At 71.2% G+C, this 25,097-nt stretch carries 25 protein-coding genes; 13 read left to right on the top strand and 12 right to left on the bottom strand.

What is annotated here, in order from left to right; translation table 11 throughout:
• Nucleotides 1-177 precede the first annotated feature (177 nt).
• The 4 genes from AC07FN_RS09600 (at nt 178) to AC07FN_RS09585 (ending at nt 3,413) form a co-directional block, all read left to right on the top strand.
• A complete protein-coding gene (locus AC07FN_RS09600; protein WP_478395334.1) occupies nt 178-906 on the top strand; it encodes an amino acid ABC transporter ATP-binding protein in 729 nt (242 codons plus the stop codon).
• Between the two features lie 47 nt (nt 907-953).
• Nucleotides 954-1,838, top strand: a complete 885-nt coding sequence (locus AC07FN_RS09595) for a glutamate ABC transporter substrate-binding protein (protein ID WP_452612981.1) — start codon at nt 954-956, stop codon at nt 1,836-1,838.
• A gap of 67 nt (nt 1,839-1,905) precedes the next feature.
• The gene (locus AC07FN_RS09590; RefSeq protein ID WP_478395333.1) at nt 1,906-2,553 is read left to right on the top strand and encodes an amino acid ABC transporter permease; all 648 of its coding nucleotides are present in this window, start codon (nt 1,906-1,908) and stop codon (nt 2,551-2,553) included.
• On the top strand, nt 2,550-3,413 hold the full coding sequence (locus AC07FN_RS09585) for an amino acid ABC transporter permease (RefSeq protein WP_478395230.1): 864 nt from the start codon (nt 2,550-2,552) through the stop codon (nt 3,411-3,413). Before AC07FN_RS09590 ends, AC07FN_RS09585 begins: the two co-directional genes overlap by 4 nt.
• A gap of 59 nt (nt 3,414-3,472) precedes the next feature.
• On the opposite strand, the gene AC07FN_RS09580 is transcribed toward AC07FN_RS09585, so the two are convergent.
• On the bottom strand, nt 3,473-4,909 hold the full coding sequence (locus tag AC07FN_RS09580) for an FAD-dependent monooxygenase (RefSeq protein ID WP_478395229.1): 1,437 nt from the start codon (nt 4,907-4,909) through the stop codon (nt 3,473-3,475).
• 67 nt (nt 4,910-4,976) lie between these two features.
• Here AC07FN_RS09580 and AC07FN_RS09575 point away from each other — a divergent pair, with 67 nt between their 5' ends.
• Nucleotides 4,977-5,708 carry a TetR/AcrR family transcriptional regulator gene (locus AC07FN_RS09575; protein ID WP_478395228.1) on the top strand — a complete coding sequence of 244 codons (732 nt, stop codon included), beginning with the start codon at nt 4,977-4,979 and terminating at the stop codon, nt 5,706-5,708.
• Nucleotides 5,709-5,720: 12 nt separating this feature from the next.
• Here AC07FN_RS09575 and AC07FN_RS09570 read toward each other — a convergent pair whose 3' ends face one another.
• Entirely contained in the window at nt 5,721-6,413 is a 693-nt protein-coding gene (locus AC07FN_RS09570) for a nitroreductase (RefSeq protein ID WP_452612883.1), read from the bottom strand.
• A 102-nt stretch (nt 6,414-6,515) separates the two neighbouring features.
• On the opposite strand from AC07FN_RS09570, the gene AC07FN_RS09565 reads away from it, so the two are divergent.
• Nucleotides 6,516-7,112, top strand: coding sequence for a TetR/AcrR family transcriptional regulator (locus tag AC07FN_RS09565; RefSeq protein ID WP_478395227.1), 597 nt, complete (start codon nt 6,516-6,518; stop codon nt 7,110-7,112).
• 47 nt (nt 7,113-7,159) lie between these two features.
• Here the strand turns inward: AC07FN_RS09565 and AC07FN_RS09560 are convergent, their stop codons facing one another.
• The 4 genes from AC07FN_RS09560 to AC07FN_RS09545 all read right to left on the bottom strand — a co-directional run bounded on the left by AC07FN_RS09560 (nt 7,160) and on the right by AC07FN_RS09545 (nt 13,413).
• The gene (locus tag AC07FN_RS09560; RefSeq protein WP_478395226.1) at nt 7,160-8,641 is read right to left on the bottom strand and encodes a DHA2 family efflux MFS transporter permease subunit; all 1,482 of its coding nucleotides are present in this window, start codon (nt 8,639-8,641) and stop codon (nt 7,160-7,162) included.
• Nucleotides 8,642-8,850: 209 nt separating this feature from the next.
• Nucleotides 8,851-9,465 (bottom strand): substrate-binding periplasmic protein, encoded by a 615-nt coding sequence (locus AC07FN_RS09555; protein ID WP_478395225.1) that lies wholly within the window; start codon nt 9,463-9,465, stop codon nt 8,851-8,853.
• Between the two features lie 140 nt (nt 9,466-9,605).
• The gene (locus AC07FN_RS09550; RefSeq protein WP_478395224.1) at nt 9,606-12,272 is read right to left on the bottom strand and encodes an AAA family ATPase; all 2,667 of its coding nucleotides are present in this window, start codon (nt 12,270-12,272) and stop codon (nt 9,606-9,608) included.
• A 22-nt stretch (nt 12,273-12,294) separates the two neighbouring features.
• Nucleotides 12,295-13,413, bottom strand: a complete 1,119-nt coding sequence (locus AC07FN_RS09545) for a questin oxidase family protein (RefSeq protein WP_478395223.1) — start codon at nt 13,411-13,413, stop codon at nt 12,295-12,297.
• A gap of 178 nt (nt 13,414-13,591) precedes the next feature.
• Between AC07FN_RS09545 and AC07FN_RS09540 the strand changes: the two genes are divergently transcribed.
• The 5 genes from AC07FN_RS09540 to AC07FN_RS09520 all read left to right on the top strand — a co-directional run bounded on the left by AC07FN_RS09540 (nt 13,592) and on the right by AC07FN_RS09520 (nt 18,927).
• Nucleotides 13,592-13,756 carry a hypothetical protein gene (locus AC07FN_RS09540; RefSeq protein ID WP_478395222.1) on the top strand — a complete coding sequence of 55 codons (165 nt, stop codon included), beginning with the start codon at nt 13,592-13,594 and terminating at the stop codon, nt 13,754-13,756.
• A gap of 238 nt (nt 13,757-13,994) precedes the next feature.
• Nucleotides 13,995-15,830, top strand: coding sequence for a phosphogluconate dehydratase (gene edd, locus AC07FN_RS09535; RefSeq protein ID WP_478395221.1), 1,836 nt, complete (start codon nt 13,995-13,997; stop codon nt 15,828-15,830).
• A 105-nt stretch (nt 15,831-15,935) separates the two neighbouring features.
• The gene (gene eda, locus AC07FN_RS09530) at nt 15,936-16,562 is read left to right on the top strand and encodes a bifunctional 4-hydroxy-2-oxoglutarate aldolase/2-dehydro-3-deoxy-phosphogluconate aldolase (RefSeq protein ID WP_478395220.1); all 627 of its coding nucleotides are present in this window, start codon (nt 15,936-15,938) and stop codon (nt 16,560-16,562) included.
• Between the two features lie 302 nt (nt 16,563-16,864).
• Nucleotides 16,865-18,199: a polysaccharide deacetylase family protein gene (locus AC07FN_RS09525; protein WP_478395219.1), complete on the top strand. Its 1,335-nt coding sequence runs from the start codon at nt 16,865-16,867 to the stop codon at nt 18,197-18,199.
• Nucleotides 18,187-18,927, top strand: a complete 741-nt coding sequence (locus AC07FN_RS09520) for a hypothetical protein (protein ID WP_478395218.1) — start codon at nt 18,187-18,189, stop codon at nt 18,925-18,927. Before AC07FN_RS09525 ends, AC07FN_RS09520 begins: the two co-directional genes overlap by 13 nt.
• Before the next feature lie 3 nt (nt 18,928-18,930).
• Here AC07FN_RS09520 and AC07FN_RS09515 read toward each other — a convergent pair whose 3' ends face one another.
• From AC07FN_RS09515 to recA, 4 genes are all read right to left on the bottom strand, one after another.
• Nucleotides 18,931-19,590: an HAD family hydrolase gene (locus AC07FN_RS09515; RefSeq protein WP_478395217.1), complete on the bottom strand. Its 660-nt coding sequence runs from the start codon at nt 19,588-19,590 to the stop codon at nt 18,931-18,933.
• 87 nt (nt 19,591-19,677) lie between these two features.
• Nucleotides 19,678-19,812: a hypothetical protein gene (locus tag AC07FN_RS09510; protein WP_478395216.1), complete on the bottom strand. Its 135-nt coding sequence runs from the start codon at nt 19,810-19,812 to the stop codon at nt 19,678-19,680.
• A 103-nt stretch (nt 19,813-19,915) separates the two neighbouring features.
• Entirely contained in the window at nt 19,916-20,524 is a 609-nt protein-coding gene (locus AC07FN_RS09505) for a regulatory protein RecX (RefSeq protein WP_478395215.1), read from the bottom strand.
• 38 nt (nt 20,525-20,562) lie between these two features.
• Nucleotides 20,563-21,603 carry a recombinase RecA gene (gene recA / locus AC07FN_RS09500; RefSeq protein ID WP_190817403.1) on the bottom strand — a complete coding sequence of 347 codons (1,041 nt, stop codon included), beginning with the start codon at nt 21,601-21,603 and terminating at the stop codon, nt 20,563-20,565.
• A 260-nt stretch (nt 21,604-21,863) separates the two neighbouring features.
• On the opposite strand from recA, the gene AC07FN_RS09495 reads away from it, so the two are divergent.
• The gene (locus tag AC07FN_RS09495; RefSeq protein WP_478395214.1) at nt 21,864-22,634 is read left to right on the top strand and encodes a DUF4383 domain-containing protein; all 771 of its coding nucleotides are present in this window, start codon (nt 21,864-21,866) and stop codon (nt 22,632-22,634) included.
• A 223-nt stretch (nt 22,635-22,857) separates the two neighbouring features.
• Here the strand turns inward: AC07FN_RS09495 and AC07FN_RS09490 are convergent, their stop codons facing one another.
• Nucleotides 22,858-23,052, bottom strand: a complete 195-nt coding sequence (locus tag AC07FN_RS09490) for a DUF3046 domain-containing protein (protein ID WP_358570271.1) — start codon at nt 23,050-23,052, stop codon at nt 22,858-22,860.
• 37 nt (nt 23,053-23,089) lie between these two features.
• On the opposite strand from AC07FN_RS09490, the gene AC07FN_RS09485 reads away from it, so the two are divergent.
• Nucleotides 23,090-23,221, top strand: coding sequence for a hypothetical protein (locus AC07FN_RS09485; RefSeq protein WP_478387228.1), 132 nt, complete (start codon nt 23,090-23,092; stop codon nt 23,219-23,221).
• Nucleotide 23,222: 1 nt separating this feature from the next.
• On the opposite strand, the gene AC07FN_RS09480 is transcribed toward AC07FN_RS09485, so the two are convergent.
• Complete coding sequence (locus tag AC07FN_RS09480) at nt 23,223-25,046, bottom strand: Hsp70 family protein (RefSeq protein WP_478395213.1); 1,824 nt, start codon at nt 25,044-25,046, stop codon at nt 23,223-23,225.
• Nucleotides 25,047-25,097: the final 51 nt, after the last annotated feature.

Raw genomic sequence — 25,097 nt, 5'->3', positions numbered from 1 at the left:
GGTTACTACAAGTGAGGCACCAGGCACGACTGGCGACTTCGGAGCGTAACCGAGTTGCAATCTCACCTGGCCCGTTCTGTCTGGACTATCCCCCAGCAGAGGCTTAAGTTTCGGCCAACGAATCCAATTCCGATGCGTTCAGGAGAACGAATGGCCGCAGCTTCCACGGACTCCCCGATGATCCGGATGTCCGCGGTCGACAAGTACTTCGGTTCCTTGCACGTACTGCGGGCGATCGATCTCGAGGTGCCTCGAGGGCAGGTCGTCGTCGTGCTCGGGCCGTCGGGCTCGGGCAAGTCGACGCTGTGCCGCGCGATCAACCGACTGGAACCGATCGATTCCGGCCGCATCGAGATCGACGGTGTTTCGCTGCCCGCCGAGGGCCGCGCCCTGGCCGAACTGCGCGCCGACGTCGGCATGGTGTTCCAGCAGTTCAACCTCTTCGCCCACAAGACGATCCTGGAGAACGTCACGCTGGGTCCGATCAAGGTGCGCAAGCAGGCCAAGGACGCCGCCCGGGAAACCGCCATGGAGCTGCTGGAGCGCGTCGGCATCGCCAACCAGGCCGACAAGTACCCGGCGCAGCTCTCCGGTGGACAGCAGCAGCGCGCGGCGATCGCTCGCGCGCTGGCGATGAAGCCGAAGGTGATGCTGTTCGACGAGCCGACCTCGGCGCTGGACCCGGAGATGGTCAACGAGGTCCTGGAGGTCATGACCGGCCTCGCCGCCGAGGGCATGACGATGGTGGTCGTCACCCACGAGATGGGTTTCGCGCGCCGCGCCGCGCACCGCGTGCTCTTCATGGCCGACGGCGAGGTCGTCGAGGACGCCGAGCCGGAGTCGTTCTTCGGCGCACCGAAGAGCGACCGCGCCAAGGACTTCCTCGGCAAGATCCTCACCCACTGACCGACCACTGCACAGAGAGGCAGCGAGACGAAATGCGAGCCAAGAAAATGCGTCTGGTGACGGTGCTGGCGGCGTCGCTGGCGCTGGCGCTGACCGGTTGCGGGCGCGAAGGCGGTCCCGGCGGGGGCGAACCGCAGGTCCAGCAGAACGTCGCCCAGAACGTGCAGGTCCAGGGCTCTCCGACGTTCGACCGGATGAAGCAGAAGGGCCGCGTCACGATCGGCGTCAAGGAGGACCAGCCGGGCCTGGGCTTCCGCGACCCGGTCACCAACCAGTACTCCGGTTTCGACATCGAGGTCGCCCGGCTGATCGCCGCGCAGCTCGGGTTCGACCCGAACACGCAGATCGACTACAAGCCGATCCCGTCCACCGCGCGCGAGCAGGCGATCTCCACCGGTGAGGTCGACTACTACGTCGGCACCTACACGATCAACGACAAGCGCAAGGAGCAGATCAGCTTCGCCGGGCCGTACTTCATGGCCGGGCAGGACCTGCTGGTCCGCGCGGACAACACCGACATCACCGGCAAGGAGTCGATCAAGGGCAAGAAGGTCTGCTCCGCGACCGGCTCGACGCCGATCCAGCGGGTCAAGCAGGACCAGCTCACCGAGCCGCAGAACATCGTCGAGTTCCAGCGGTACTCGGAGTGCGTGCAGCAGCTGCTCGACCGCCAGGTCGAGGCGGTCACCACGGACGACGCCATCCTCAAGGGCTACGCCGCGCAGGACCCGGACAAGCTGAAGGTCGTCGGCAAGCCGTTCTCCGAGGAGCCCTACGGCGTCGGCCTCGCGCACGACGACAGCGCCCTGCGCAACAAGATCAACGACATCCTGGAGCAGGCCGCGACCAACGGCGAGTGGAAGCGCGTCTACGACGCCACCCTCGGCAAGTCCGGCTCGCCCGCCGAGCCACCCAAGGTGGACCGCTACTGATCCCGTCATCGGATGCCCAGGGCCGGACCGCGCCCTGGGCATCCGATTACTTCAGGAGTACTCATTGATCGACATCTTGGTGGAGTACGGTGCCGTCCTCGCCAGGGGTTTCCTGCAGACGATCGAGCTCTTCCTGCTGGCGACCGCCGGCTCGCTGGTGCTGGGCACGATCCTGGCGACACTGCGGGTGAGCCCCGTCCCCGCGCTGCGGGCGGTCGGCGCCGGCTACGTGACCCTGCTCCGCAACACGCCGCTGACGCTGATCTTCTTCTTCTTCGTCTTCGCCTACCCCAAGCTGGAGCTGATCCAGTTCCCGTTCTTCACCGCCGCGGTGATCGCGTTGACCATCTACACCTCCGCGTTCGTGTGCGAGGTGTTGCGGGCGGGGATCAACACGGTGCCGGTCGGGCAGGCCGAGGCAGCGCGCTCCATCGGGCTCGGGTTCGCCCAGTCGCTGACCAACGTGATCCTTCCCCAAGCCTTCCGCGCCGTGGTCCCGCCGCTGGTCAGCGTGCTGATCGCGCTGCTGAAGAACACGACCGTCGCGGCCGGGTTCAGCGTGGCCGAGGTCGGCTCGGTCATCCCCTACCTCAACGAGCAGGGTGAGCCGACGCTGAACGCCTTCATCTGGATCGCCGTCGGCTTCATGATCCTGGTCATCCCGCTGACCCTGGTCCAGCGGAGCTTCGAGAAGCGGTGGAGCGTGGCCCGATGAGCAGCGTCCTGTTCGACACCCCCGGACCGCGCGCTCGCGTGCGCAACCGGCTCATCAGCGTCGTCAGCACCGTCGTGGTGCTGGGCCTGCTCGGCTACGTGGTGTTCCGCTTCTACCAGACGGGGCAGTTCGACGCGAGCAAGTGGGAATGGCTGCTCTACGAGCAGATCCAGCTGGAACTGCTCGGGGCGCTGTGGAACACCGTCCGCGCGTTCCTCATGGGCGCCGTGCTCGCGCTGGCGTTCGGCGCGGTGTTCGCGCTCGGCCGGCTCTCCGACCACGCCTGGATCCGGGTGCCGTGCACGGCGATCGTGGAGGTCTTCCGCGCGATCCCGCTGGTCATCCTGATCTTCTTCCTGTACTACGCGGCGCCGGGGCTGGGCGTGAACTTCGGCCAGTACTGGTCGGTCGTGCTCGGTCTGACGCTCTACAACGGCTCGGTGCTGGCCGAGGTGTTCCGGGCCGGCGTCGCCGCGCTGCCCAAGGGGCAGAGCGAGGCCGCGTACTCGATCGGGATGCGCAAGAACCAGGTCATGCGGACCGTGGTGCTGCCGCAGGCGATCCGGATGATGCTGCCCGCGATCATCAGCCAGCTCGTGGTGCTGCTCAAGGACAGCGCGCTCGGCTTCCTGATCACCTACCAGGAGCTGCTGTACTACGCCCGCTACCTCGGCGGCATCCCCACGCTGGACCGACCGATCATCCCGGTCAGCCTGGTGGTGGCGGCGATCTACATCACGATGTGCCTGCTGCTCACGTGGTTCGCCACGTACCTGGACCGGCGCAACCGCCGGACCAAGAAGACCAGGCAGCTCGCTCCTGCCGCCAAGCCGCTGGCGGAGGCCACGGCGGGCGACTGAGCACCGCGCCGAGTGGAGGGCGCCTTCGACCGGACCGGTCGGAGGCGCCCTTCGCTTTGTCACGCGCGGAGCAGCTCCTCCAGGACGTTCGTGGGCGCGGCGGGATCGGTGCCGCGCCAGGCGACCACGTCGTCGGGGCGGATCAGGATGCCCTCGCCCGCTCGCAGGAAGTCGGCGTCGAGGCGGTGGACCGGGATCCCGGCGGGCTGCCAGCGCCGCGGATCGTCGGCCACGGCCAGCGCCCACCCGGGACCGGCGAGGTCGACTGTGGACTTGGTGCGGGCGGCGTCCAGCCAGCGGTGCGGGATCCGGGTGCCGACCCGTCCGGCCGGCGCGAACTCGGTGACCGGTTCCGCCTCGCCGCCCTCCGCCGGACCACCGGAGATCGCCCCGGTCGAGTACTGGAACCCGCCCGCCGCCAGCACGAACGGATGCGCCAGTGTCGGATCGGGGGTAGCCGTCAGGTCCGTCGAGCGCCTGCTCGACTGGTCCGCGGCGAACCAGCCCGCCGGACGGCGCTCCGCGTCGTAGCTGTCCAGCAGCGACGGCGCCGCAGCGCCGGAGAGCACCGCTGCGAGCTTCCAGCCGAGGTTGTGCGCGTCGGCGATGCCGGTGTTGGCACCGACCGCGGCGTACGGGGGCATGACGTGCGCCGCGTCGCCGGCCAGGTGCACCCGCCCTGACGAGTAGCGGTCGGCGACGAGCATCTCGGGCCGCCAGGGCAGCACGCTCATGACTTCGAGGTCCGGCGCGGGCACGCCGAGCGCGGTGCGCAGCAGCGCCGGCCAGTCGCGGTCGACCTCGCCGCCCGGGGTCATGAACACCCAGTCCAGCCGGCCGTCCACCGAGACCAGCCCGCCGGGCGCGTCGGGGTGCTGGATCTGGCAGATGTTGAACTCCCGGCCGCGCACCACATCCGCGAGATCGGCGCGGAAGTAGACGTTCACGTTGTCCTCGCCGATGGCGCCGCGTCCGGAGCGGCCGATGCCGAGCGCCGAGCGCACCGGGCTGCGCGCCCCGTCGGCGGCAACCAAGTACGCCGCGCGCAGCCGGGAGCCCGCGAGCTCGGCGACGACTCCATCGGCGTCCTGCTCGAATGACGCGAGAGCGGTCGAGAACCGGATGTCCGCGCCCGCATCCTCGGCCGCCCGGCGCAGCACCGGCTCAAGCACGTTCTGCGCCACCAGGCAGGGCGGCTCCGGGCTGACGTCCATCGACTCGCCCGCCCCGGACGGCCGCCACGGCGGCAACTGCTCGGCCTCCGCCAGGGTCCGCCCGGTGGCCATGCAGTCGTGGTCGGCGAGCCCTCGCGCGGCCTCGTGGACGGTCTCGGCCAGCCCCAGTTCCCGGAAGATCTCCAGGCTGCGCACGTGGAAACGGCGCGCCTTGGGCTGCGGCGAGGTCGTCGCGCGCTTCTCGACGAGCGTCACGTCCACGCCGTGGTGACGCAGCACCAACGCCGTCGTCAGCCCGACGAGTCCACCGCCGACGATCAAGACCTGAGTCTGTGTACGTTGTACATTCACGATGTACGTTGTACACGCGGGTTAGTATCCGAGGCAAATGACTTCTGCGAAACCTCCGGGCGGCCTGGTCTGGTTCGACGAGCCGCCGCCCCCGCCGGCCACCACGCAGCTCAGCCGTGAGCGGATCGTCGCCGCGGCGATCGCACTAGCCGACGAAAGCCCGGCCGGCGAGATCACGATGCGTGCGATCGCGAGCCGCCTCGGCACGCGCAGCCCGATGGCGCTGTACCGCTACGTCGGCAGCAAGGACGGCCTGACGGACCTGATGGTCGACGAGGTCTACGGCGAGATCACCGTCCCGCCGCCCGGCGACTGGCGGGCCTGCCTGCGCGAAATGGGCCGCTCCGCATGGGCGGCGGTGCAACGGCATCCCTGGTTCGCGCGGATGTCGTTCAGCCGGCCGCCGCTGGGACCGAACGCGCTGCGCCTCTACGACGCAGCCCTCGCCGCCGTCGACGAGCTGGACCTGGACGCCGCGACCCGCATCGGCTTCGTCAACACGGTGCTCGGACAAGCCCTGAAGTCCGGGCTCGCGCTGCTGGAAGAACGCGCGATGCGGGAACGGACCGGGTTGGTGTCCGATGCCCAGCTCGCCGAGGCGGCGCACCCCTACCTGGAGCGGATCAGGGCGGAAGGCAAGTACCCGCACTACATCCGGTGGCTCGGCGAACCGGACTGCCTGGCCGACGTGGTGTCCCCCGAGCAGCACCTGGAGTGGCAGCTGGACGGCCTGCAGCGCCTCGCCGAAACCCGGCGCACCGCCACCTGATCCGGCCGGCGGCTACGCGCGGAACCTCGTCGTCTCGCCGAGTTCCGCGCGGCCGACCGCGAAGTGGTTCACCGGAGCGGATTCGCGGGCGTATCCGAAGGAGACACCGAAAAGCACCTTGCCGCCCCGGATCTCCAGCGACTCACGAATCGCGTCCCCGTAGAAGCCCAGCAAACCCTGCGGGCAGCTGGCGATCCCGTACGCCGTCATCGCCAGGAGCAGCGTCTGCCCGTACATGCCGACGTCCGCGGCCATCCGAGCGTCCGCATTGGACGGTGCGAACACCAACGCGACGTGCGGCGCGCCGTAGAACCGCAAACTCTCCGCGTTGTAGGCGTCGCGGGCTTCCCGGTCTTCGCGACCGATGCCGAGCGCTCCGTACATCGCTTCGCCGAAGTCCTTGCGCCGCCGCTGGTGCACCTCGTCGTAGAGGTCCTCCCGGAACGGGAAGTCCACGGAGAGGCGTTGCTGCGCGTGCGCCGCCAGCAGCGCTTCGCTCAGCCGGTCGCGCGCCGCGCCGCTGACGACTTCGACGCTCCAGGGCTGGGTATTGGAGTTCGACGGAGCCGCGCTCGCCAGCGAGAAGACGGCGCGCATCGTCGCGTCCGGGACCGGATCCGGCCGGAAGGAGCGGACGGCTCGCCGGCCGCGGATCAGCTCCTCGGCGTGATCGGGCGAGTAGTTCCGCATCGTGGTGCCCGCCAAGGCTCTCCCCTTCGATCGTGATAAACGGAAGCGTTTACATAACGCGCCGCGAGGCTACCACGCAGAACCCACTTTAAGTAAACGGATATGTACACTTTGCGGGTGGGTGAGCAACAGACGGTCCAGCGCCGACGAGGCCGGGGCGGGCGCGAGCGCATCATCGCCGCGGCCACCGCGCTTTTCGAGAGCCAGGGGATCATCGCGACGGGCATGGAACAGGTGGCGGCCGCCGCCCCGGTCTCCAAGCGCACCTTGTACGCGCACTTCCCCACCAAGGACGAGCTGGTCGTGGGCTACCTCCGGCACCTCGTCGAGTCCGGGCGCACGATGGAATCCGTGCTGGACCGCGAAGATCTCGCACCGCGTGAGCGGCTCCTCGCGCTGTTCGCGGTGCCGGACGAGGGCGATGGCCCGATCCGGGGCTGCCCCTTCATCGACGCGGCGGCCGAGTTCCCGGACCCGCAGAGCCCGGTGCACCGGTACGCGGCCGAGCAGAAGCGGCGGCTCGCCGACCGGCTGGCCGAGCTGGTGGGCGCGCTCGGGGCCGCCGAGCCCGCGATCCTGGTCGAACAGCTCGCGATCCTCGCCGACGGCGCCGCCAGCCGCTCGATGGTGCTCAACGATGCCGGCTGCGGTCGATACGCGAGGGCCGCCGCGGAATCCCTGCTCGACGCAGCCATCCCGACAGCGGCCCAGTAGCGGTGAGCCGTGTCCGGCCGGCAGTCACCGGCCGGGCACGGCGAGCGTCACGACTTGGACACCGCTCGGCTTTCTTCCTGCGACTCCTCGCGGTCCGCCGCCGGAGCAGGCTTGCGGTGGAGGAACAGCGACGCGACGAACGCGAGCACGCCGATGCAGGCGGCGACGATGAACGCCATGCGCAGACCGACCGCGTCGGGCGCGCCGGAGGGGTCGGTGGTCGCCACGGAGGCGATGGTGATGAACACCGCGATGCCGAACGCGCCCGCGACCTGCTGGAGGGTGGCCAGGATCGCGCTGCCGTGCGAGTAGAGGTGATCGGGCAGCACGCTGAGGGACTCGGTCATCAGCGGAGTCATCATCAGCCCGAGCCCGGTCATGAGCACGATGTGGATGCCGACGACCGCGATCACCGGCGAACCCGGTCCGAGGGCGGCGAACAGGCACAGCGACAACGCCATGGCCAGCGCGCCGGGGATCACCAGCGGCCGGGCGCCCACGCGGTCGAACAACCGGCCCACCGGACGACCGAGCAGGCCGAGGACCAGCCCGCCGGGGAGCACGGCCAGCCCGCTGACGAAGGTGCTGGCGTGCAGGACGGCCTGCAGGTACATCGGCAGCAGGATCGCCCCGGCGCCCAGCAGGCAGATGAACAGCAGGAGGCTCAGGATCAGGGCCACCAAGAACGCGCGGTTGGTGAACGGGCGCAGATCGAGCAAGGCCCGGTCGGCGTGCTGCAGGCGGATCTGGCGCGCCACGAACACCGCGAGCGAGACGGCGCCGACCGCGATCGGGATCCACGGCGCCACCAGGTGCGGCTCACCGCTGGACTCCCCGATGGAGGACAGCCCGTACAGGACGCCGCCGAAGCCGATGGCCGACAGCACGACCGAGAGCACGTCCAGCGGCACCGACCGCGTTTCGGTGTCCAACCGCATCCAGACCGCGCCCATGACCAGCGCGAGCACCGCCAGCGGCAGCACGATCCAGAACATCCAGCGCCAGCCCAGCGAGACCAGCACCGCGCCGCCGATCGTCGGCCCCACCGCGGGCGCGACGGCGATGACGATGCTGATCGTGCCCATCGTCGCGCCGCGCTTCTCCTGCGGCACGAGGCGCATCACCGAGGTCATCAGCAGCGGAATCATCACCGCTGTGCCGCACGCCTGCACGACGCGCCCGACCAGCAGGACCGCGAAGCCCGGTGCGAGCGCGCTGAGCAGCGTGCCCACGCTGAACAGCGTCAGCGCGGCCAGGAACACCTGGCGCGGCGTGAAGCGTTCGAGCAGGAAGCCCGTGGCCGGGATGACCACGGCCATCGTCAGCAGGAAGCCGCTGGTCAGCCACTGCACCGTCGTGGTGGTGACATCGAGATCGACGGTGAGCTCGCGCAGCGCGACGCTCAGGATCGTCTCGTTGAGGATCATCACGAACGCCGAGGCCACCAGCACTGCTATCAGCACTGGGGCGCGCGGTGGCGTCGTTTCGCGGCCGGCATCCGCGGTCGTAGCGCTCGCGGAGTCGATCATGGTTGGGGGCACCTCACTGGAGTCGGGTCGCGCTCGACCGCGGGCACGGCCGCCTTCGGCCCCGCCCGGCAACGAGCACGAGGGGTGGACTACGAGTCTGCTCATCCGCCGACGAATCGGCACGTCCTTTTCCGGAGAGCAGGCGGCTCCGGGGCCTCGTCCCCGAACCCGGTCGCGTCGTGGTGGTCAGCGCATTTCGGGAATCCCCGTCACGAGCCCGGCCGGGCCTGGATCCCGGCCGCGCCGAGGGTCGCGTCGTAGGCGCGTTGCCAACTGCCGTCCGCGACCGCCTCGTCGAGCATCCGCTGCAGCTCCTCGACCAGCTTACGGTCGTCGGACTTGACCACGAGGTAGCGTTCGCTGCCAGTGATCACGTACGGCCCGACCTGGGCCAACTGCGGGTTGTCGGCGGTCCCGCCGAACAGGACGTCCACGTTGCCCGCGGCCACGCCGTCGAGCAGCAGGGTCGACGGCAGCCGCCGGAACTGCACCTGCGTCGGGTCCAGGCCGATGCGTTTCGCCAGGTCACGGGCCATTTCGACGTCGAATCCCCGGTATTCGCCCGCCCCGTCCCGGGTGACGAACTGGGGCGCGTCCTCCCGCACGCCGACCAGGAGCAAGCGCCGCTGCTTGATCCGCGCGAGGGTCGGGGAGGTGTCGAGTTCGACCGAGTTGCCGGCCGACGGGGCCTGGCTCGTCGGCGCCGCGGTCGGCGCAGGCGGCTTCGGTCCGGGCAGCGCGTTCGGCTCGACCGGCGCGTCCTGCCCGCAGCCCGACAGCACCGCGGCCGCGGCGACCACCGCGGCGAGCACGCGAATCCGCATGGGCCCGCTCCTCACTCCTCGACTCCCCCACCCATGATCCCGCACGCGGCGGGGTGCTCGTGGCCGGATTTCCGGGAAGCTGCATCGATCGTGAAACGCACACCACATCCGCAGCGTGATCGTCATCACGGCCGCCGCGGTCATTCGGGAAGGCCCGGGAGGCGGGCGAGTTCGAGGCGGGAGGCGACGCCCAGCTTCGGGTAGGCGTTGGACAGGTGGTAGCCGACGGTCCGCGGGCTGAGGAACAGGCGGGCCGCGATGTCCCGGTTGGTTAGACCCGTCGCGGCCAGGCGGGCGACCTGGCGTTCCTGCGGGGTGAGGCGTACCGCGGGATCGGCCGACGCGCCGCGGCCCTCGCCGGAGGCGCGCAGTTCGTCGCGGGCGCGCTCCGCCCACGGCAGGGTGCCGAGGCGGTCGAAGGTGTCCAGGGCCGAGCGGAGGTGCGGCCGGGCGTCGGTGCGGCGGTGCTGGCGGCGCAGCCACTCGCCGTAGAGCAGTTCGGTGCGGGCTCGCTCGAACGGCAACTCGTCGCCCTCCCGATGCAGGTGCACGGCTGCGGCGTACTGCCGTTCGGCGACGTCGCCCTCGCTGAGCAGGGCCCGGCAGCGCAGGGCTACCGCTTCGGCCCAGGGACGCCCGAGGTTGGCCGCCCAGTCCGAATACCAGTCGCAGGGGCCCTGCGCGCGTTCCGGTTGCCCTACCCGCGCTGCCGCTTCGATCAGTTCGGGCAGGCCGTTGCGGGCATCCATCCTGGTCAAGCCAGCGGCAATGTCGTCGGCTCGGTCCACGATGGACTCCGGTCGGCCGGCCGCGAGGTCGGCGAGGGCCAGCGCGCGGGTCGCCCGGATCGCGGCCGCCGGCGCGCCGGCGCGCACCGCGGCGTCGAGCAGTTCCCGGCACCGGATGTCGTCCCCTTCCAGCGCCGCCAGGTGCGCGAGGACGATCGCCAGCGTGCTCGCGACCTCGGTCTGCCCCATCTCCTCGGCCACCCGAAGCCCCTCGCCACTGCTTTTCCGCACCTCCTGGAAATCCCCGAGCTGCAGGTTGGCCATCGCCGAGAGCACCAGCACGTTGGGCAGCAGCCCGATCGCGCCGTCCGTCCGGCAGCCGGCCTCCAACGCGGCGGCGAGCTCGCGCGCGGTGCGGAAGTCCCCGAGCAGCACGTACGACCACACGATGACCGCGCGCTTGCGCAGGGAACCGGACATCACCCCGAGCTCGGTGCGCATCTCCCGCAGCGCGGCCATCCCGTCCACGGCTCCGCCGGTGGTGAGCCTGCCGAACCCGGTCGCCGTCCGGACCAACGCGCCGACCAGCGCGGAGTTGCTCCGGCCGAGCGCGTCCGCGCTGCCCGCGGCGTCGACGACGGCAGCCAGATCACCGGATTCCCAGGCGTTCTTGGCGGCGCGGAACAACAGGCGCCCGGCCAGCTCCGGAGCCCGTTCCGCGATGTCGGCCGCCGCGTCGACCAGCTCGCGGTACGGGCGGCGGCCCTGTTCGTGGGCGAGCACCGCGGCCACGTCGACCGCCTCGGCCAGATCGACGGGGTCGGTGAGGAACCTGCCGGTCTCCTCGACCAGGCCGGAAGCCAGCTGGAGCCGGCCCGCGTTGGCCGCTGCCCGCGCCGCCGCGAGCAGCCGGCGGCCCCGCCGACGCGGATCGGGCGTCAGCGCGGCGGACCGCCGGTGGAGCTCGGCAGCCACCGCGTAGCCACCGCATCCGCGCACGTCGGCCGCGATCCGTTGGAGCTCCTTCGCGACGTCCTCGTCCGGTTCGAGGGTGGCGGCGGCCAGGTGCCAGGCCCGGCGGGCCGGATCCGCCCGACCGGCGAAGGCGGCGGCGAGGGCGCGGTGCGCCGCGAGCCGCTGGACGAGCTCGGCGCTCTGGTAGGCGGTGGCCTGGAGCAGTGGGTGGCCGAAGACGAACACCCCGCCGGAAAGCCTGATCAGTCCGGCGTTCTCGGCGGGCGCGAGATCCACTATGGACGAATCGAGCCGGCTCGCCGCGTCGAGCACCGCTTCGGCCTCACCGGCGTCGGCGGCGGCCGCGACCAGCAGCAGGGTCCGCGTGCGGGGCGGCAGCTCGGCGAGCCGGGCGGCGAAGCCGCGCTGGACCGGGTGGCGCGGCGGCGGCGCACCCGGGTCGTAGCCCAGGCCCGTGCGCCGGATTTCCAGCAGCGCCAACGGATTTCCCCGGGCTTCGCGCAGGATCGCGGCGTGGGCGAGGTCGGGCAGGTCGGCGGCGAGCAGATCGGCTGCCGCCGTCTCGTCCAGCCCGCCGAGCCGCAGCTCGGGCACGCCCGGGCCCGGGAAGTCCGGGGCGTACGAGTCGCGGGCGGCGAACAGCACGGCGACGCGATCACCGTCCAATCGGCGCGCGGCGAACAGCAGCGCCTCCGCTGAAGCGGCATCGAGCCAGTGGGCGTCGTCGATCACGCACAACAGCGGGCGATGCGCCGCCAACTGCTCCAGCAGGGTCAGCACCGCCATTCCCGCCAGGAAGCGATCCGCATCGCGCGCTGGTTCCAGCCCGAAGGCGCTGCGTAGCGCACCGGCTTGCTCGGCGGGAAGCTCATCCGTGCGCTGGCCCCGCAACAGCAGGCGCAGCCCGGCGTGCGGCAGCTCGGCTTCGCCTTCCACGCAAGCGATGCGCAGCACCTGCATGCCGCCGGTATCGGCATGGGCGAGCAGCGTGGTCTTGCCGATGCCCGCCTCGCCCTTGATCACCATGGCGCCGCCGCAGCCGGCCCGGGCGGCGACCAGCAGCTCGTCGATGCGAGCCAGCTCGTCCGCTCGTCCCACGATCATGTTCGCAGGCTAGCCCCGGCCATCAGCTGCCCGTGACGATTCGACGGGCGGTGACTCCGGCTCCGCGCGGCGTGCGCTGCAGCGCAGAAGCGGCGGCCGCGGCATAGCGGTCATCGGGCCGCAACGCGTTCTCTCGCATGCATGCCTCGGTGAACTTGATGACGTGCTCATCGCCGTGCTCGACCGCCCTGGCCGCGAGTTCGCCGAAACCGGGCGTCTCGACCTCGGCGGCCAGCGTCCTCGAAGCCTCCCTCTCGTTGCGCCCGACGGAGAACGTGGTCAGCAGCGCCGCCTGCATCTTCCACAGCTCGCCCACCGAAGGCAGGTGCTGCTCCGCCGGGAGGTGCGGCAGGACGAGCCGGACCGCGGCCGGTGCGGTGACGGCGTGGACCAGCGCGGGCGCCGGGACGAAGTCGGGATGGGCGAGGAAGACCCCCGCGAACTCGGCGGTCATCTCGCTCAGCAGCTGCTGCGGACCGGCTGACGCCGGGGCGCGCAACGCCGCGTCGTACCCGGGGATCTGGTCCATCCGGGCCCAGGCGCGTTGGAACTCCTCGACGTTGCGCGCCTCCGGCAGGCCCCGCCGCGGAAGGGTCGCGACCGCGTCGGACAACGCCGCCGTGCCGTCGAAGCCGACGCGCCCCGCCAGGTGCACGAAGCGGGCCGCCCAGTAGGCCATGCCCCGCGCGAGCTCGTCCAGCTGCAGGCTGCTCGGCTCGTCCACGGACGCCAGCCCGCGCACGGCGTGCGCGGTGCGGATCACGCCGTGGGTCATCCCGGCGAAGATCCCCGGCGTCAGCCTCGGCCACCACCGGGCGAGCACCGCGCGCCACGGTTCGCCCGCCAGTTCCCGCCGGAACAGCTGCTCCCAGTCCCCCACCTGCCCGAACGAGCCCAGCGCCGATCGCCACGACGACTCGTCCGCCGCGTCGATCCGGTTCGAGCCCTCCGGTGGGTCGTAGTGCTCCTGCCCGGTGCGGTACCGCTCGATCCACGGGGCGACCTCGTCGAAGTAGCCGAGCACGGCGATCGCCTCGGCGCCCATCGGCGCGTGGTTCGCCAGCTCACCGCCGGCGCGCTCGAAACCGAGGTCGGCCACGCGCTCCAGCGCGCTGTTGAGGATGTCCGCGTATCGATCCACGTCCACGAGCCTTCCGATGCGCCGTCCCGTCGCGGTCCGGCATTCGATCCGACGCCGCCAAAGCTATGGATGCACGCCGCACGACCGCCTCTGTCAACCGACCTGGTTTCGACGGGCCACGCATCCCGGTCGGTCAGCAGAGGAGCTCGACCGACCGGGCTTCCTAGCGTGCAGGCCCATGGATCAGCCGAAACGGGCAGCCGGGCGGCGGGAGTGGGCGGGGCTGGCCGTGCTCGCCCTGCTGGCCATCAACAACTCCGCGCTGCACCTGGCGTTGCCGACGCTGAGCGCCGACCTCGCCGCGCCACCTTCGCCCGCCGGTTCCGGCCATCGGTCCTGCTGACCACCGGCCTCGTCATCGCGGCCGCAGGAACCGGCGCGCTCTACCCAGGCCGACGGCGGCCGCAGTGGGGGCGTGGAGCGCCCAACGGCGCCGAGCCGGCCAGGAGTCGTCGAGGTCGCCGCAGGTGAACAAGCTGTATCGATTGTGAAATGCAGGCCACACCCGTTAGTGTGATGGCCGTCATGAGGCGCCACCGTCGTCGCCGCCCCGCATTTCGCAATTCTTCCGGAGGCGATCAATGGCGCCGCCAATGCAGCACGTCGTCGACCAGGTCACCCAGCGGATCGCGGACCGCAGCTCCGCGTCCCGCGCCGCGTACCTGGAGCGCATCCGCGCGGCCGGGGCCGTCGGTCCGGCGCGCACCGAGCTGCCCTGCAGCAACCTCGCGCACGGCTTCGCCGCGTGCAGCGGCCCGGACCGGCTCGCGGTGCGCGGAGCGGTCAAGCCCGGCATCGCGATCGTTTCCGCCTACAACGACATGCTCTCCGCGCACCAGCCGTACGCCGAGTACCCGGCGTGGCTGAAGGACGCGGTCCGCGAGGCCGGCGGCGTCGCGCAGTTCGCGGGCGGTGTGCCCGCCATGTGCGACGGGATCACCCAGGGTCGCACCGGCATGGAGCTGTCGCTGTTCTCCCGGGACGTCATCGCGATGGCCACCGGCGTCGCGCTCTCCCACGAGATGTTCGACGGCGCCCTGCTGCTCGGGGTGTGCGACAAGATCGTGCCGGGCCTGCTCATCGGCGCGCTGTCGTTCGGCCACCTGCCGACCGTGCTGGTGCCTGCCGGGCCGATGCCCTCCGGGCTGCCCAACCGGGAGAAGAGCCGCATCCGGCAGCTGTTCGCCGAGGGCAAGGCCAGCCGCGAGGACCTGCTGGAAGCGGAGTCGGCGTCGTACCACTCGCCCGGCACCTGCACGTTCTACGGCACCGCCAACTCCAACCAGCTCGTCGTCGAGGTCATGGGCCTGCACCTGCCGGGGTCGAGCTTCGTGCCGCCGGGCACCCCGCTGCGCAAGGCGCTCACCGAGGAGGCCGCCCGCCGCGTCGTGCAGCCCGACCGCACGCCGATCGGCGAGATCATCGACGAGCGGGCCATCGTCAACGGCGTCGTCGCGCTGCTGGCCACCGGCGGTTCGACCAACCACACGCTGCACCTGGTGGCCATCGCCGCCGCGGCCGGCATCGAGCTGACCTGGGACGACTTCTCCGACCTGTCCGCCGTCGTGCCGTCGCTGGCGAAGGTCTACCCCAACGGCTCGGCCGACATCAACCACTTCGCCGCCGCCGGAGGTGTGCAGACGCTCGTCGGCGAGCTGCTCGACGCGGGCCTGCTGCACGCGGAAGTCAACACGGTCGCCGGCCCCGGGCTGGACCGCTACCGGCAGCAGCCGTTCCTGGAGGACGGCGAGCTCGTCTGGCGGGACGCGCCGGCGAAGAGCCTGGACCCGGACGTGCTGCGCGGCGTCGACGAGCCGTTCGCCCCCGACGGCGGACTGCGGGTGCTCGACGGCAACCTCGGGCGGTCGGTGATCAAGGTTTCCGCGGTCAGCGCGGAACACCGCGCCGTCACCGCCCCGGCCCGGGTCTTCGACGGCCAGCACGGCTTCACGGCCGCGTTCCAGGCCGGCGAGCTGGACCACGACGTCGTGGTGGTGATCCGCAACCAGGGTCCGCAGGCCAACGGGATGCCGGAGCTGCACGGGCTGACGCCCGCGCTGGGCGTCCTGATGGACCGCGGCCACCAGGTCGCGCTGGTCACCGACGGCCGGATGTCCGGCGCCTCCGGCAAGATCCCGGCGGCGATCCAGCTGACCCCGGAGGCCAGCGCGGGTGGGCCGCTGGCCCGCGTCCGCGACGGCGACGTGGTCCGGCTCGACGCCGACCGCGGCACCCTGGAGGTGCTGGTGCCCGACGACGAACTCGCCGCGCGCGACAACGCACCGGCCGCGCCCGGGACGCAGTACGGCACCGGCCGGGAGCTGTTCGCGGCGTTCCGGCAGGCGGTGGGGCGGGCCGATCGCGGTGCCAGCGTGTTCGCGCCGCCGACGGCGCAGCCCGCCGACGTGACAGCATGACAGCGCTGGTCAGGACCCGTGAGCACTTCGAGCCGCTATGGCGACACGAAGTGCGCACGGGTCCCCGGCGGAACGTCACACGCACTAGGAACGGATGAACCACCCATGAACACTGCAGCCGACGTGCTGGAACTCGCGCCCGTGGTGCCGGTCGTGGCGTTGGACGACGTCGCGCACGCGGTGCCGCTGGCCGAGGCGCTGCTGCGCGGCGGGATCCGCACCATCGAGGTCACCTTGCGCACCCCTGCCGGGCTGCCCGCGATCGAGCGCATCGCCGCCGAGGTGCCCGAGATGGTCGCCGGGGCCGGCACGATCACCGAACCCGGGCAGGCCAAGCGGGCCGCCGACGCCGGCGCCCGCTACCTCGTCACGCCGGGCACGACGGACCGGCTGCTCGACGACGTCGAGGCATCCGGGGCGCCGTTCCTGGCCGGCGCGAGCACCGTGTCGGAGGCGATGCGGCTGGCCGAGCGCGGGGCGACGGCGATGAAGTTCTTCCCCGCCGAGCCCAGCGGCGGCGTGCCGTTCCTCAAGGCGATCGCCGGGCCGTTGCCGGACCTGCGGTTCTGCCCGACCGGCGGGATCAGCCCGCAGACCGCGCCGAACTACCTCGCGCTGCCCAACGTGGGCTGCGTGGGCGGCTCGTGGCTGGCGCCGAAGGACGTGCTGGCCGCCGGCGACTGGGCGCAGATCGAGCAGCTCGCCCGCGACGCGGCCGCGCTGCGCCCCTAGCCGGGTCCAGGCCGCTGCGGGCGGATGGCGCGAGGCCTGTTCACCTCGTCTATCGAGGTGCACAGGCCATTCACTTCAAGCCGCGCGGCGAGGTGCACAGCCTCCGCAGCCACGAGGCGAGTTGTGAGCAGCCGCTGCAGCAGCCCGAAAAGTCTCACGGCCTCCGTCAAACGCGGTAACCGGCACCCCGCAGCGACTGGTTCCTCCTCCGCCTGTGCCGTCCGTAGCGTGATGCCGGTCAGTATCCGTCGACCAGTTGGCGGTCAGGTGCGATGGACGGAACACGCCCGGCTCGCAGAGGCTTGAAGAGAACCCTCGCCTGCGCCAGCGCCACCCTGCTGGCCGTTTTCCTCGGCATGCCAGGCGATGCCGACGCCCAGACACCGCACACCGTGGTCACCTTCACCGTGGACGACGGGAGCGTCTCGCAGACCTCCGGCGCCCGGATCCTCAGCAAGCACGGGATGCGCGGCACCTTCTACGTCGTGTCCGGATCGATCGGCACTCGCGGCTACCTGAGCCTCGACGACCTGCGCTCGCTCGCCGCGGCCGGGCACGAGATCGGCGGGCACACCGTCAACCACCCCGACCTCGCCGGGGACGCACCGGACGAAGCCCGCCGGGAGATCTGCCAGGACCGGGCCAACCTCGTCGGCTGGGGCTTCCGGCCCACCTCGTTCGCCTACCCGTACGGCAGCTTCAGCCGCGAGGCCGAGCAGGCGGCCGCGGACTGCGGTTACAACAGCGCGCGGGTCACCGGCAGCCTCCGGACCAAGAACAGCTGCTCGGACTGCGCCCCGGCCGAGTCGATACCGCCGGTGAACCCGCTGGTGGTGCGCGGCACCGACACGGTCACCCCCGACTGGACGCTGGCGGACCTGCAGCAGGTGGTGCTGCGGGCCGAAGCCTCCGGCGGCGGCTGGGTTCCGCTGGTGCTGCACCAGACCTGCGACTTCTGCGGGTCGCTGTCGATCAGCCCGGCCGTGCTGGACCAGTTCGCGTCCTGGCTGGCGCAGCGACGGGCGAACGGCACGGTGGTGCGCACGGTCGACCAGGTGATCGGCGGCGGGTTCCGCCCGCTGGTCCACCCGCCGACGCCCGCGCCGCGCGACGGGCTGGTCAACGCGTCGCTGGAAGAGCCGGGACCGCGCGGCTGGGTGCAGAGCAGCTGGGGCCAGAACAATCCACAATGGACCCGCATCGCCGACGCGCACGACGGGCACTGGGCGCAGCGGCTGGACATCACCGAATACGCCAGCGGCGAGGCGAAACTCCTGCAGCAGCTCGACATGGGCGAGGCCGCGCCGACCGCGCACCCGAACAACACCTACGAGCTCAGCACCTGGTACAAGTCGACCGCGCCCACCCAGCTCGCCGTCTACCGCCGCGATCAGGACGGCATCTGGCGCTACTGGACGACCAGCCCGTGGTTCGCCGCCTCGGCGAACTGGGCGTCCGCGGTGTGGACGACACCGGCGGCCCCGGACGGCACCACCGGGCTGAGCTTCGGGCTCACCCTGACCCGCGCCGGTTCGCTGACCACGGACGACTACCGGCTGAAGGAGAACGTCAGGCCGAAGGCCGAGGCCGTCTGCGCCCGCCTGCCGTGGACCTACCTGTTGAGATGGCTCTGCTGACGGCGAGCGCGATCGTGGTCGCCGTCCTGATCGCGGCGGCCTGCGGCGGAGACGCGGCAGAACCGGGCGGCCGGGCGTATCCGCCGCACACCGGCATCGTGGCCACCACGTTCTGGGTCGGCGAGGTGCTCGACCCGGGCTCGCCGGACGGCAGCCAGCGGTTGTCGGCCTACGACGCCGACTGGCTGGCGAGTTACGGCGGTTGCGACGGCGTGGAGCGGGCCGGCCGGTGCGACACCGAACGGCGCACCGCCGCCAACGACTTCTTCCCCACCAGGATGACGCCGCGGCAGAACCCGTTCTACCTGGACCTTCCCTTCGACGACCGCAACGATCCGGCCGCGTTCGAGCGGCGCGGCCGGGTGGTGCCGTGGGCCGGCGATCCGGGCTACGCGGGCCGCGCCGCGGACCGCTCCACCAGCTTCATGAAGAACCGCTGGGTTCGGATCCAGCACGGCACCGCGGTCTGCTTCGGGCAGATCGAGGACGCCGGGCCGGGCGAGTACGACGACGCGGCCTACGTGTTCGGCGCCGACGACCGCCGACCCGCCAACACCCGGTTCAACGGAGCGGGCATGGACGTCTCGCCCGCGCTGAACGGCTGCCTCGGCCTGCGCGAGCTCGATGGGCAGCACGACGTCGTCGACTGGCGGTTCGTCGACGACGTCGACGTGCCGCCGGGGCCGTGGACCCGGATCGTCACGACGAGCCCGCCGTCGGCCTGGTGAGGATCAGGCGGCGATGGTGGTCAGCGCCTCGGGAATCGAATCCACCACGGGGAATCCGGACGTCTCCAGCGCCGCCCGGCTCATCACACCGGTGGTCACCAGGACGCACTTGGTGCCGGCCTGCTCCGCCGCGTGCGCGTCGTCCAGCACGTCGCCGATGAGCACCACGCCGCGCGCGTCGATCTCCTGCGCCGCGAGGTGGCGGCGCAGGTGCTCGGCCTTGGACCCGCCGCCGATGTCGTCGCGGAGCCCGTCGACGCGCTCGAAGAGCGCATGCAGGCCCATATCGGTCACCAGCGGGACCAGTTCGTCGTGGAACCACATCGAAAGCAGCGACTGGGTGCGTCCGGCGGACGCCCAGTCTTTCAGGGCGTGCGGCACGCCCTGCGCGAGTCCGCAGGTGTGCAGCAGTTCCCGGTATGCCTCGTGGTAGAGCACGTCGATGCGCGCCCAGTCCTGTTCGCCGAGCGATCGCCGCAGCAGCCGCTCGTAGCACTGCAGCAGCGGGCGACTGAACACCGACCGCCACTCGTCGATGTCGATGTGCTCGCGGTCGTAGGCCGTGCAGACCGCGTTCACCGCCGCCACCACTGCGTCGTTGTCCGCGAGGAGCGTGCCGTTCCAGTCCCACACGATGTGCCGCACGTCGGCGAAGGTCGTCATGGCTGGCGACTCTACGATCCGGCGGCGACATTCCGGTACCGTCGTCCCATTCTGAGAGGCGGCCCACACGCGACCCGCCCGGCTGGATCACACCCCGCCCGTGCCGACCTCGGCCATGACCTCCAGCAGCAGGTCGGCATCGGCCCGGACGCCGGGATCGGGGTCCCGCTCGCACAGTGAGCCCAGCATCGGCTCGTACCGGACGGACGGCGTGTAGCTCATCGCGCAGACCGCCGCCTTCCTGATATCGGCGGCGCGCCATCGCGCACCGGCCGCTCGGCAGGTCTGCTCACTCAGCGGGCGGACGAAGCCGCGACGCTGTCGGTCACGGGGATTCGAGGTCCGGGTCCGGCCCGTCGTCGCCGGAGCGCTCGATCTCCTCCCGCACCACGCGGAAGGCGAGGCCTTCGGAATAGCCCTTGCGGGCCAGCATCCCGACGAGGCGGCGCATCTTGGTCGCGTGGTCCAGGTTCGCCATCGCCCGGAGCTTGCGCTGGACCAGCTCTCGCGCCCGCTCCTCCTCCGCATCGACATCCACAGTGGACAACGCCGCGTCGACCAGGTTCTCGTCGACGCCCTTGCGGCGCAGCTCGAAGCCCAGCGCCTTGCGCCCCAGCCCCTGGTACCGCTGCCGCGAGTGCACCCACTCCTCGGCGAACGAGGCGTCGTCGACCAGGCCCGCGTCGACGAACTTCTGCAGCACGGCGTCGGCGACTTCCTCGTCGATCTCCTTGCGCAGCAAGGCCTTTCGCAGCTCCGAGCGACTGCGCGCCCGGGCCGCGAGCAGCTGGTACACCGTGTCCCGGGCCAGCTGCTCCGGATCGTCCGGCTTGCGCCGCGACTTCTCGTCGGCCGCGGCTTCCGGCGGGGCGTCGCCGGAAGAGCGGCGCCGCGCACCGCTCCCCCGACGCGTACCGTCACCGTTCATCTGCACCCAATGTCCAAGAGGCGATCAGCAGGTGGTCGGCCGGATCAGAAGTCCACCGGCGCCGGCTCGGCGTTCTCCGCGTCCAGCGTCGCGCCGATGCCGAGCTTCTCCTTGATCCGCTTCTCGATCTCGTTGGCGATGTCCGGGTTCTCCCGCATGAACTTGCGGGCGTTCTCCTTGCCCTGGCCGAGCTGGTCGCCCTCGTAGGTGTACCAGGCGCCGGACTTGCGGATGATGCCCTGCTCGACGCCCATGTCGATCAGCGAGCCCTCGCGGCTGATGCCGATGCCGTAGATGATGTCGAACTCGGCCTGCTTGAACGGCGGGGCGACCTTGTTCTTCACCACCTTGACCCGGGTCCGGTTGCCGACCGCGTCCGAGCCGTCCTTCAGCGTCTCGATCCGCCGCACGTCCAGGCGCACCGACGAGTAGAACTTCAGCGCCTTACCGCCGGTGGTGGTCTCCGGCGAGCCGAACATCACGCCGACCTTCTCGCGGAGCTGGTTGATGAAGATCGCGGTGGTCTTGGCGTTGTAGAGCGCGGAGGTCAGCTTGCGCAGCGCCTGGCTCATCAGCCGGGCCTGCAGACCCACGTGGCTGTCGCCCATCTCGCCCTCGATCTCGGCGCGCGGCACCAGCGCGGCCACCGAGTCGATGACGATGACGTCCAGCGCGCCGGAGCGGATCAGCATGTCCGCGATCTCCAGCGCCTGCTCACCGGTGTCCGGCTGGGACACCAGCAGCGCGTCGGTGTCCACCCCGATCGCCTTGGCGTACTCCGGGTCCAGCGCGTGCTCGGCGTCGATGAACGCCGCGGTGCCGCCCAGCTTCTGCGCGTTGGCCACGGCGTGCAGCGCGACGGAGGTCTTACCGCTGCTCTCCGGACCGTAGATCTCCACGATGCGGCCTCGCGGCAGACCGCCGATCCCCAGCGCGACGTCCAGCGAGATGGAACCGGTCGGGATGACCTCGATCGGCGCGCGCGACTCGTCGCCGAGCCGCATGACCGACCCCTTGCCGTACTGCTTGTCGATCTGGGCGAGCGCGAGCTCCAGCGCCTTGCCCTTGTCCGGTGTCGCTGCCATCGGGGGTCCACCTCGGTCGAGTCGAACTTCGTCGTCGTGTGTCAGATCAGACGCTACGGGCAGGGACCGACAATTCCGTCGCGGGGTGCGTCGGCGGTCCGATCCCACGCGCCCCATCTTAGACGAACGGATGTTCGATCAACTTCCCGACACGCCAGCGATGTCACCCGACCGTGTGACAGTGCGATCACCGTGTTCGAGGCGGACACTCGGAAGACCGACTGGCGAACCGGCCGCCCGGCCCCGAGGAGGTGCCGACCATGCGAATGGACCGCTACCTGCCACCAGACCACCCGCTGAGCCGGTTCTACCGGGTCGCCGCGGGCATCTTCGGCGCGTTCCTGCTGGCCTTCGGCGTGCTCGGGCTGGCCAACCGGGTGCCGCTGTTCACCACCAGGGGCATCGACGTCATCGGCCTGTCCAGCAACGGCCTGCTGGCCGTGGTCTCGGTGGTGGTCGGCGCGATCCTGGTCGGCGCCGCCGCCTGGGGCGGCCCGGTCGCCTCCACCACCACCGCCGCGATCGGGGTGCTGTTCTTCCTGTCCGGGCTGATCAACCTGGGCCTGCTGAACACGCCCTGGAACGTGTTCGCCTTCAAGCTGCAGAACGTGGTGTTCAGCCTGATCGCGGGCCTGCTGCTGATGTTCTTCGGGTTCTACGGGCGGGTCAGCGGCGGACTGCCGCCGGACAACCCCTACGTCCGCTACCGGCACCACGAGCCGCCCATCGAGGAGGCCCCCGAACAGCGGCTGGCCGACGAGCGGCGGATCGCCGAGATCGAGCCGCTGTGCCAGGCCGAGAAGGCCGTGGCCGACGGCAACCCCACGCCGGAGCAGAGCCGATTGGTGCAGGCCGAGACGTGGCGGCACATGCAGGAGGAGCGGCGCCGCGCCTACCAGCACTACCTGGAAGCCGGACGCAGTCCCGAGCAGCAGATCAGCGCGCAGAACCTGTGGGCCGACTTCGAGATCCCGGAACGCCGGCCCGCGGAGCCCCGCACCGCGGAGCACACGGAGGAAGCGGGGTCCTAGGTCGTGGTTTATAAGCGGCGGTAGCCGCTTGCGGCGTGGGACTCAACTCGCACCGCCGCGGGTCCACGGTGCCCACTCCTCTGGAGTTCTCCCAGCGAGGACAGCCCCGACGTGGTGAATTGGTCATTCATGATGTCGGGGATCCCGCAGCGAGGGGGCAGCGGTAATTCCCGCAGGGGGGCCGCCACCCGCACCGCTACGCAAACCAATTTCGAAACACTCCCTAGCGCCGTTCGGCGGGCACCTCGAAGGACTCGCAGACCGCCTGCCAGACCTCCTTGGTCGACAGCCCGGCCTCGAGCGCCTGGTCGACGGTCCGCCCGCCGAGGGACGAGAACACGTGATCCTGGGCCAGCATCTCGGCGCGGACCCGGCCGAATTCGTCGGCCATGCGTTGGCGGAAAGCAGTGTGGCGCATCGCCCGCCAGCCTACGCGGCGCCCGTACCCTGGTGGTGTGCTGCTCTTGCTGCAGGCCGATCCGACCGGCTTGTCGACGCCGCTGGGCCAGGTGGTGATCGGCGCCGGATTGCTGGCGGTCATCGTGCTCGCGGTGCGCTTCCTGTGGGAGCGCCGCAACCGGCGCTGAATCAGGCCGTGCCCGGCTGGACCGACTTCTCGAACTCGTCGGCCAGCTTGTTCGGGTCGAGCTGCTTGTCGCCGTTGGGCTTGAGCACCATGCCGACCAGCGGGCGGTCCTCGACCGTGAACACCAGGGTGCCGAAGGTGTCGCTGGTGACCGCGCGGTAGGTGCCGGTCAGGCCGTTGCCGCTCCACTCCGCCTCGACCTGGTCGCTGGTCACGCCGTTGAACTCCAGCAGCAGGTCGGCGCGCCGCTGCGCGGCCTCCATCGTGTCCAGCTGGGTGTAGACGATCTGGGTGCCCTCGTTGGGATTGCCGATCGAGCAGGACACCACGGTGCCGTCGAGCTCCCGCAGGCCGGGCATGATCCGCTGCCAGCCCGGCGCGCAGTTGGCGTGCTCCGGAACGGTGCCGGCGAGGTTGCCCAGGCAGGCGGTGAAGCCCTCGGCGTTGACGGTGCCGGGCTGGAAGCAATCCGCCGCGCTGGGCGCGCTGGAGCCGTTGGTGGCGCGGAACACGATCGCCACGACCGCGACGATCACCGCGACGGTCGCGACCGCGCCGAGGCCGACCAGCATGTTGCGGTTGCGCCGGGACACGTCCGCGGGCGGCTGGGGGTGGGGCTGCTGCTGGGGCGGCGCGACGGGGTACGTGCGGACCGTGTCGGGCTCCCGGTACGGCGCCTGCTGCTGGCCGGTCTGCGGGATGGCGACCGGGCCCGACTGCGGGCTGGACCGGATGTCCTGGGTCCACATCGCGGCACCGTCGCGGGACACGTGGTGCGCCCCGAGCGCAACGGCGGTCTCCGGCTGGTCGAGCGTCGTCGGCACGATCCGCAGCTGTTCGCCGATCAGGCTGGCGACCAGCGGCAACCGGCTGGAACCGCCCACCAGGTACACGCCGGCGAGGCGCTCCGGGTTCATCGCGTTGGAGCGCAGCACGGCGGCCAGCAGCTCGACGCTGCGCAACATGCTCGGCCGCACCAGCGCTTCCAGCTCCGCGCGGGTGACCAGCACGTCCTCGAAGGGCTCCGGCATCGGCACCTCGGTCTGCGGGTGCCGGGAGAGCGCTTCCTTCGCGGCGCGGACGTCTTCGCGCAGGGCGCGCTGGGCCCGCCGGTCGCCGGTGCTCTCCGGGCGCAGCAGCCGCTGCCAGCGCTGCGGGTCCTTGTTGGAGACCTGCCGCCCGACGTGCTCCAGCAGCGCTTGGTCGACGTCCAACCCGCCGAGGTCGGCCAGGCCGTCCTCGGCCAGCACCGCGAAGCCGTTCTGCGTGGCTCCGACGATCGCGCAGTCGAAGGTGCCCGCGCCCAGGTCGTAGACGGCGAGCGCCTGGCCGGCGCCGAGGGTCCGGTCCGGGAAGGACGCGAAGTGCGCGGCCGCGGCCACCGGTTCCGGGATCAGCACCAGGTTGCAGGTGAAACCGGCCAACCGGGCGGCGGACAGCAGCACGTTGCGGCGGACCGTGCCCCACTGCGCGGGGTGGGTCAGCCGGACCTCGTCGGGCTGGGCGCCGCCGAGCTGCCGGGTGGTCTCCTCGGCGACCCGGTGCAGCACCGCGGCCAGCGCGTCGGTGACGGTGATGACGTTGTCGCCCAGCAGCAGGGTGCTCTCGTCGACCCGGCGCTTCGGGTTCGGCTCGAACCGGGACGGGTCGAGCCGGGCGCGGCGTTCGGCGTCGCGGCCGACGATGATCCCGCCGTCCTCGGTGGCGAACACCGCGGACGGCATGGTCGCCGAGCCGTCGACCTCGACCACCCGCGGCGGCCGACCGTGCGCGGACAGGACCGCGACGGTGTTCGAGGTGCCGAGATCCACTGACAGGACGCGCACCCGTCCCCCTCCCACGCTGAAGCTTCCGGGCTCGAATGCTGCCACGTCAGC

This window comes from Saccharopolyspora sp. NPDC045941 (assembly GCF_056431445.1).
Note: the sequence above shows the minus strand (reverse complement) of the source record. Positions and strands in the feature narration are given on the sequence as shown.

Bases quoted from the DNA above. Each gene is read 5' to 3' on its own strand.
- AC07FN_RS09600 (WP_478395334.1), top strand. From the start codon at position 178: ATGATCCGGATGTCCGCGGTCGACAAGTACTTCGGTTCCTTGCACGTA.
- AC07FN_RS09595 (WP_452612981.1), top strand. From the start codon at position 954: ATGCGTCTGGTGACGGTGCTGGCGGCGTCGCTGGCGCTGGCGCTGACC.
- AC07FN_RS09585 (WP_478395230.1), top strand. From the start codon at position 2,550: ATGAGCAGCGTCCTGTTCGACACCCCCGGACCGCGCGCTCGCGTGCGC.
- AC07FN_RS09575 (WP_478395228.1), top strand. From the start codon at position 4,977: ATGACTTCTGCGAAACCTCCGGGCGGCCTGGTCTGGTTCGACGAGCCG.
- AC07FN_RS09560 (WP_478395226.1), bottom strand. From the start codon at position 8,641: ATGATCGACTCCGCGAGCGCTACGACCGCGGATGCCGGCCGCGAAACG.
- AC07FN_RS09555 (WP_478395225.1), bottom strand. From the start codon at position 9,465: ATGCGGATTCGCGTGCTCGCCGCGGTGGTCGCCGCGGCCGCGGTGCTG.
- AC07FN_RS09550 (WP_478395224.1), bottom strand. From the start codon at position 12,272: ATGATCGTGGGACGAGCGGACGAGCTGGCTCGCATCGACGAGCTGCTG.
- AC07FN_RS09540 (WP_478395222.1), top strand. From the start codon at position 13,592: ATGGATCAGCCGAAACGGGCAGCCGGGCGGCGGGAGTGGGCGGGGCTG.
- edd (WP_478395221.1), top strand. From the start codon at position 13,995: ATGGCGCCGCCAATGCAGCACGTCGTCGACCAGGTCACCCAGCGGATC.
- eda (WP_478395220.1), top strand. From the start codon at position 15,936: ATGAACACTGCAGCCGACGTGCTGGAACTCGCGCCCGTGGTGCCGGTC.
- AC07FN_RS09520 (WP_478395218.1), top strand. From the start codon at position 18,187: ATGGCTCTGCTGACGGCGAGCGCGATCGTGGTCGCCGTCCTGATCGCG.
- AC07FN_RS09515 (WP_478395217.1), bottom strand. From the start codon at position 19,590: ATGACGACCTTCGCCGACGTGCGGCACATCGTGTGGGACTGGAACGGC.
- AC07FN_RS09510 (WP_478395216.1), bottom strand. From the start codon at position 19,812: ATGAGCTACACGCCGTCCGTCCGGTACGAGCCGATGCTGGGCTCACTG.
- recA (WP_190817403.1), bottom strand. From the start codon at position 21,603: ATGGCAGCGACACCGGACAAGGGCAAGGCGCTGGAGCTCGCGCTCGCC.
- AC07FN_RS09495 (WP_478395214.1), top strand. From the start codon at position 21,864: ATGCGAATGGACCGCTACCTGCCACCAGACCACCCGCTGAGCCGGTTC.
- AC07FN_RS09490 (WP_358570271.1), bottom strand. From the start codon at position 23,052: ATGCGCCACACTGCTTTCCGCCAACGCATGGCCGACGAATTCGGCCGG.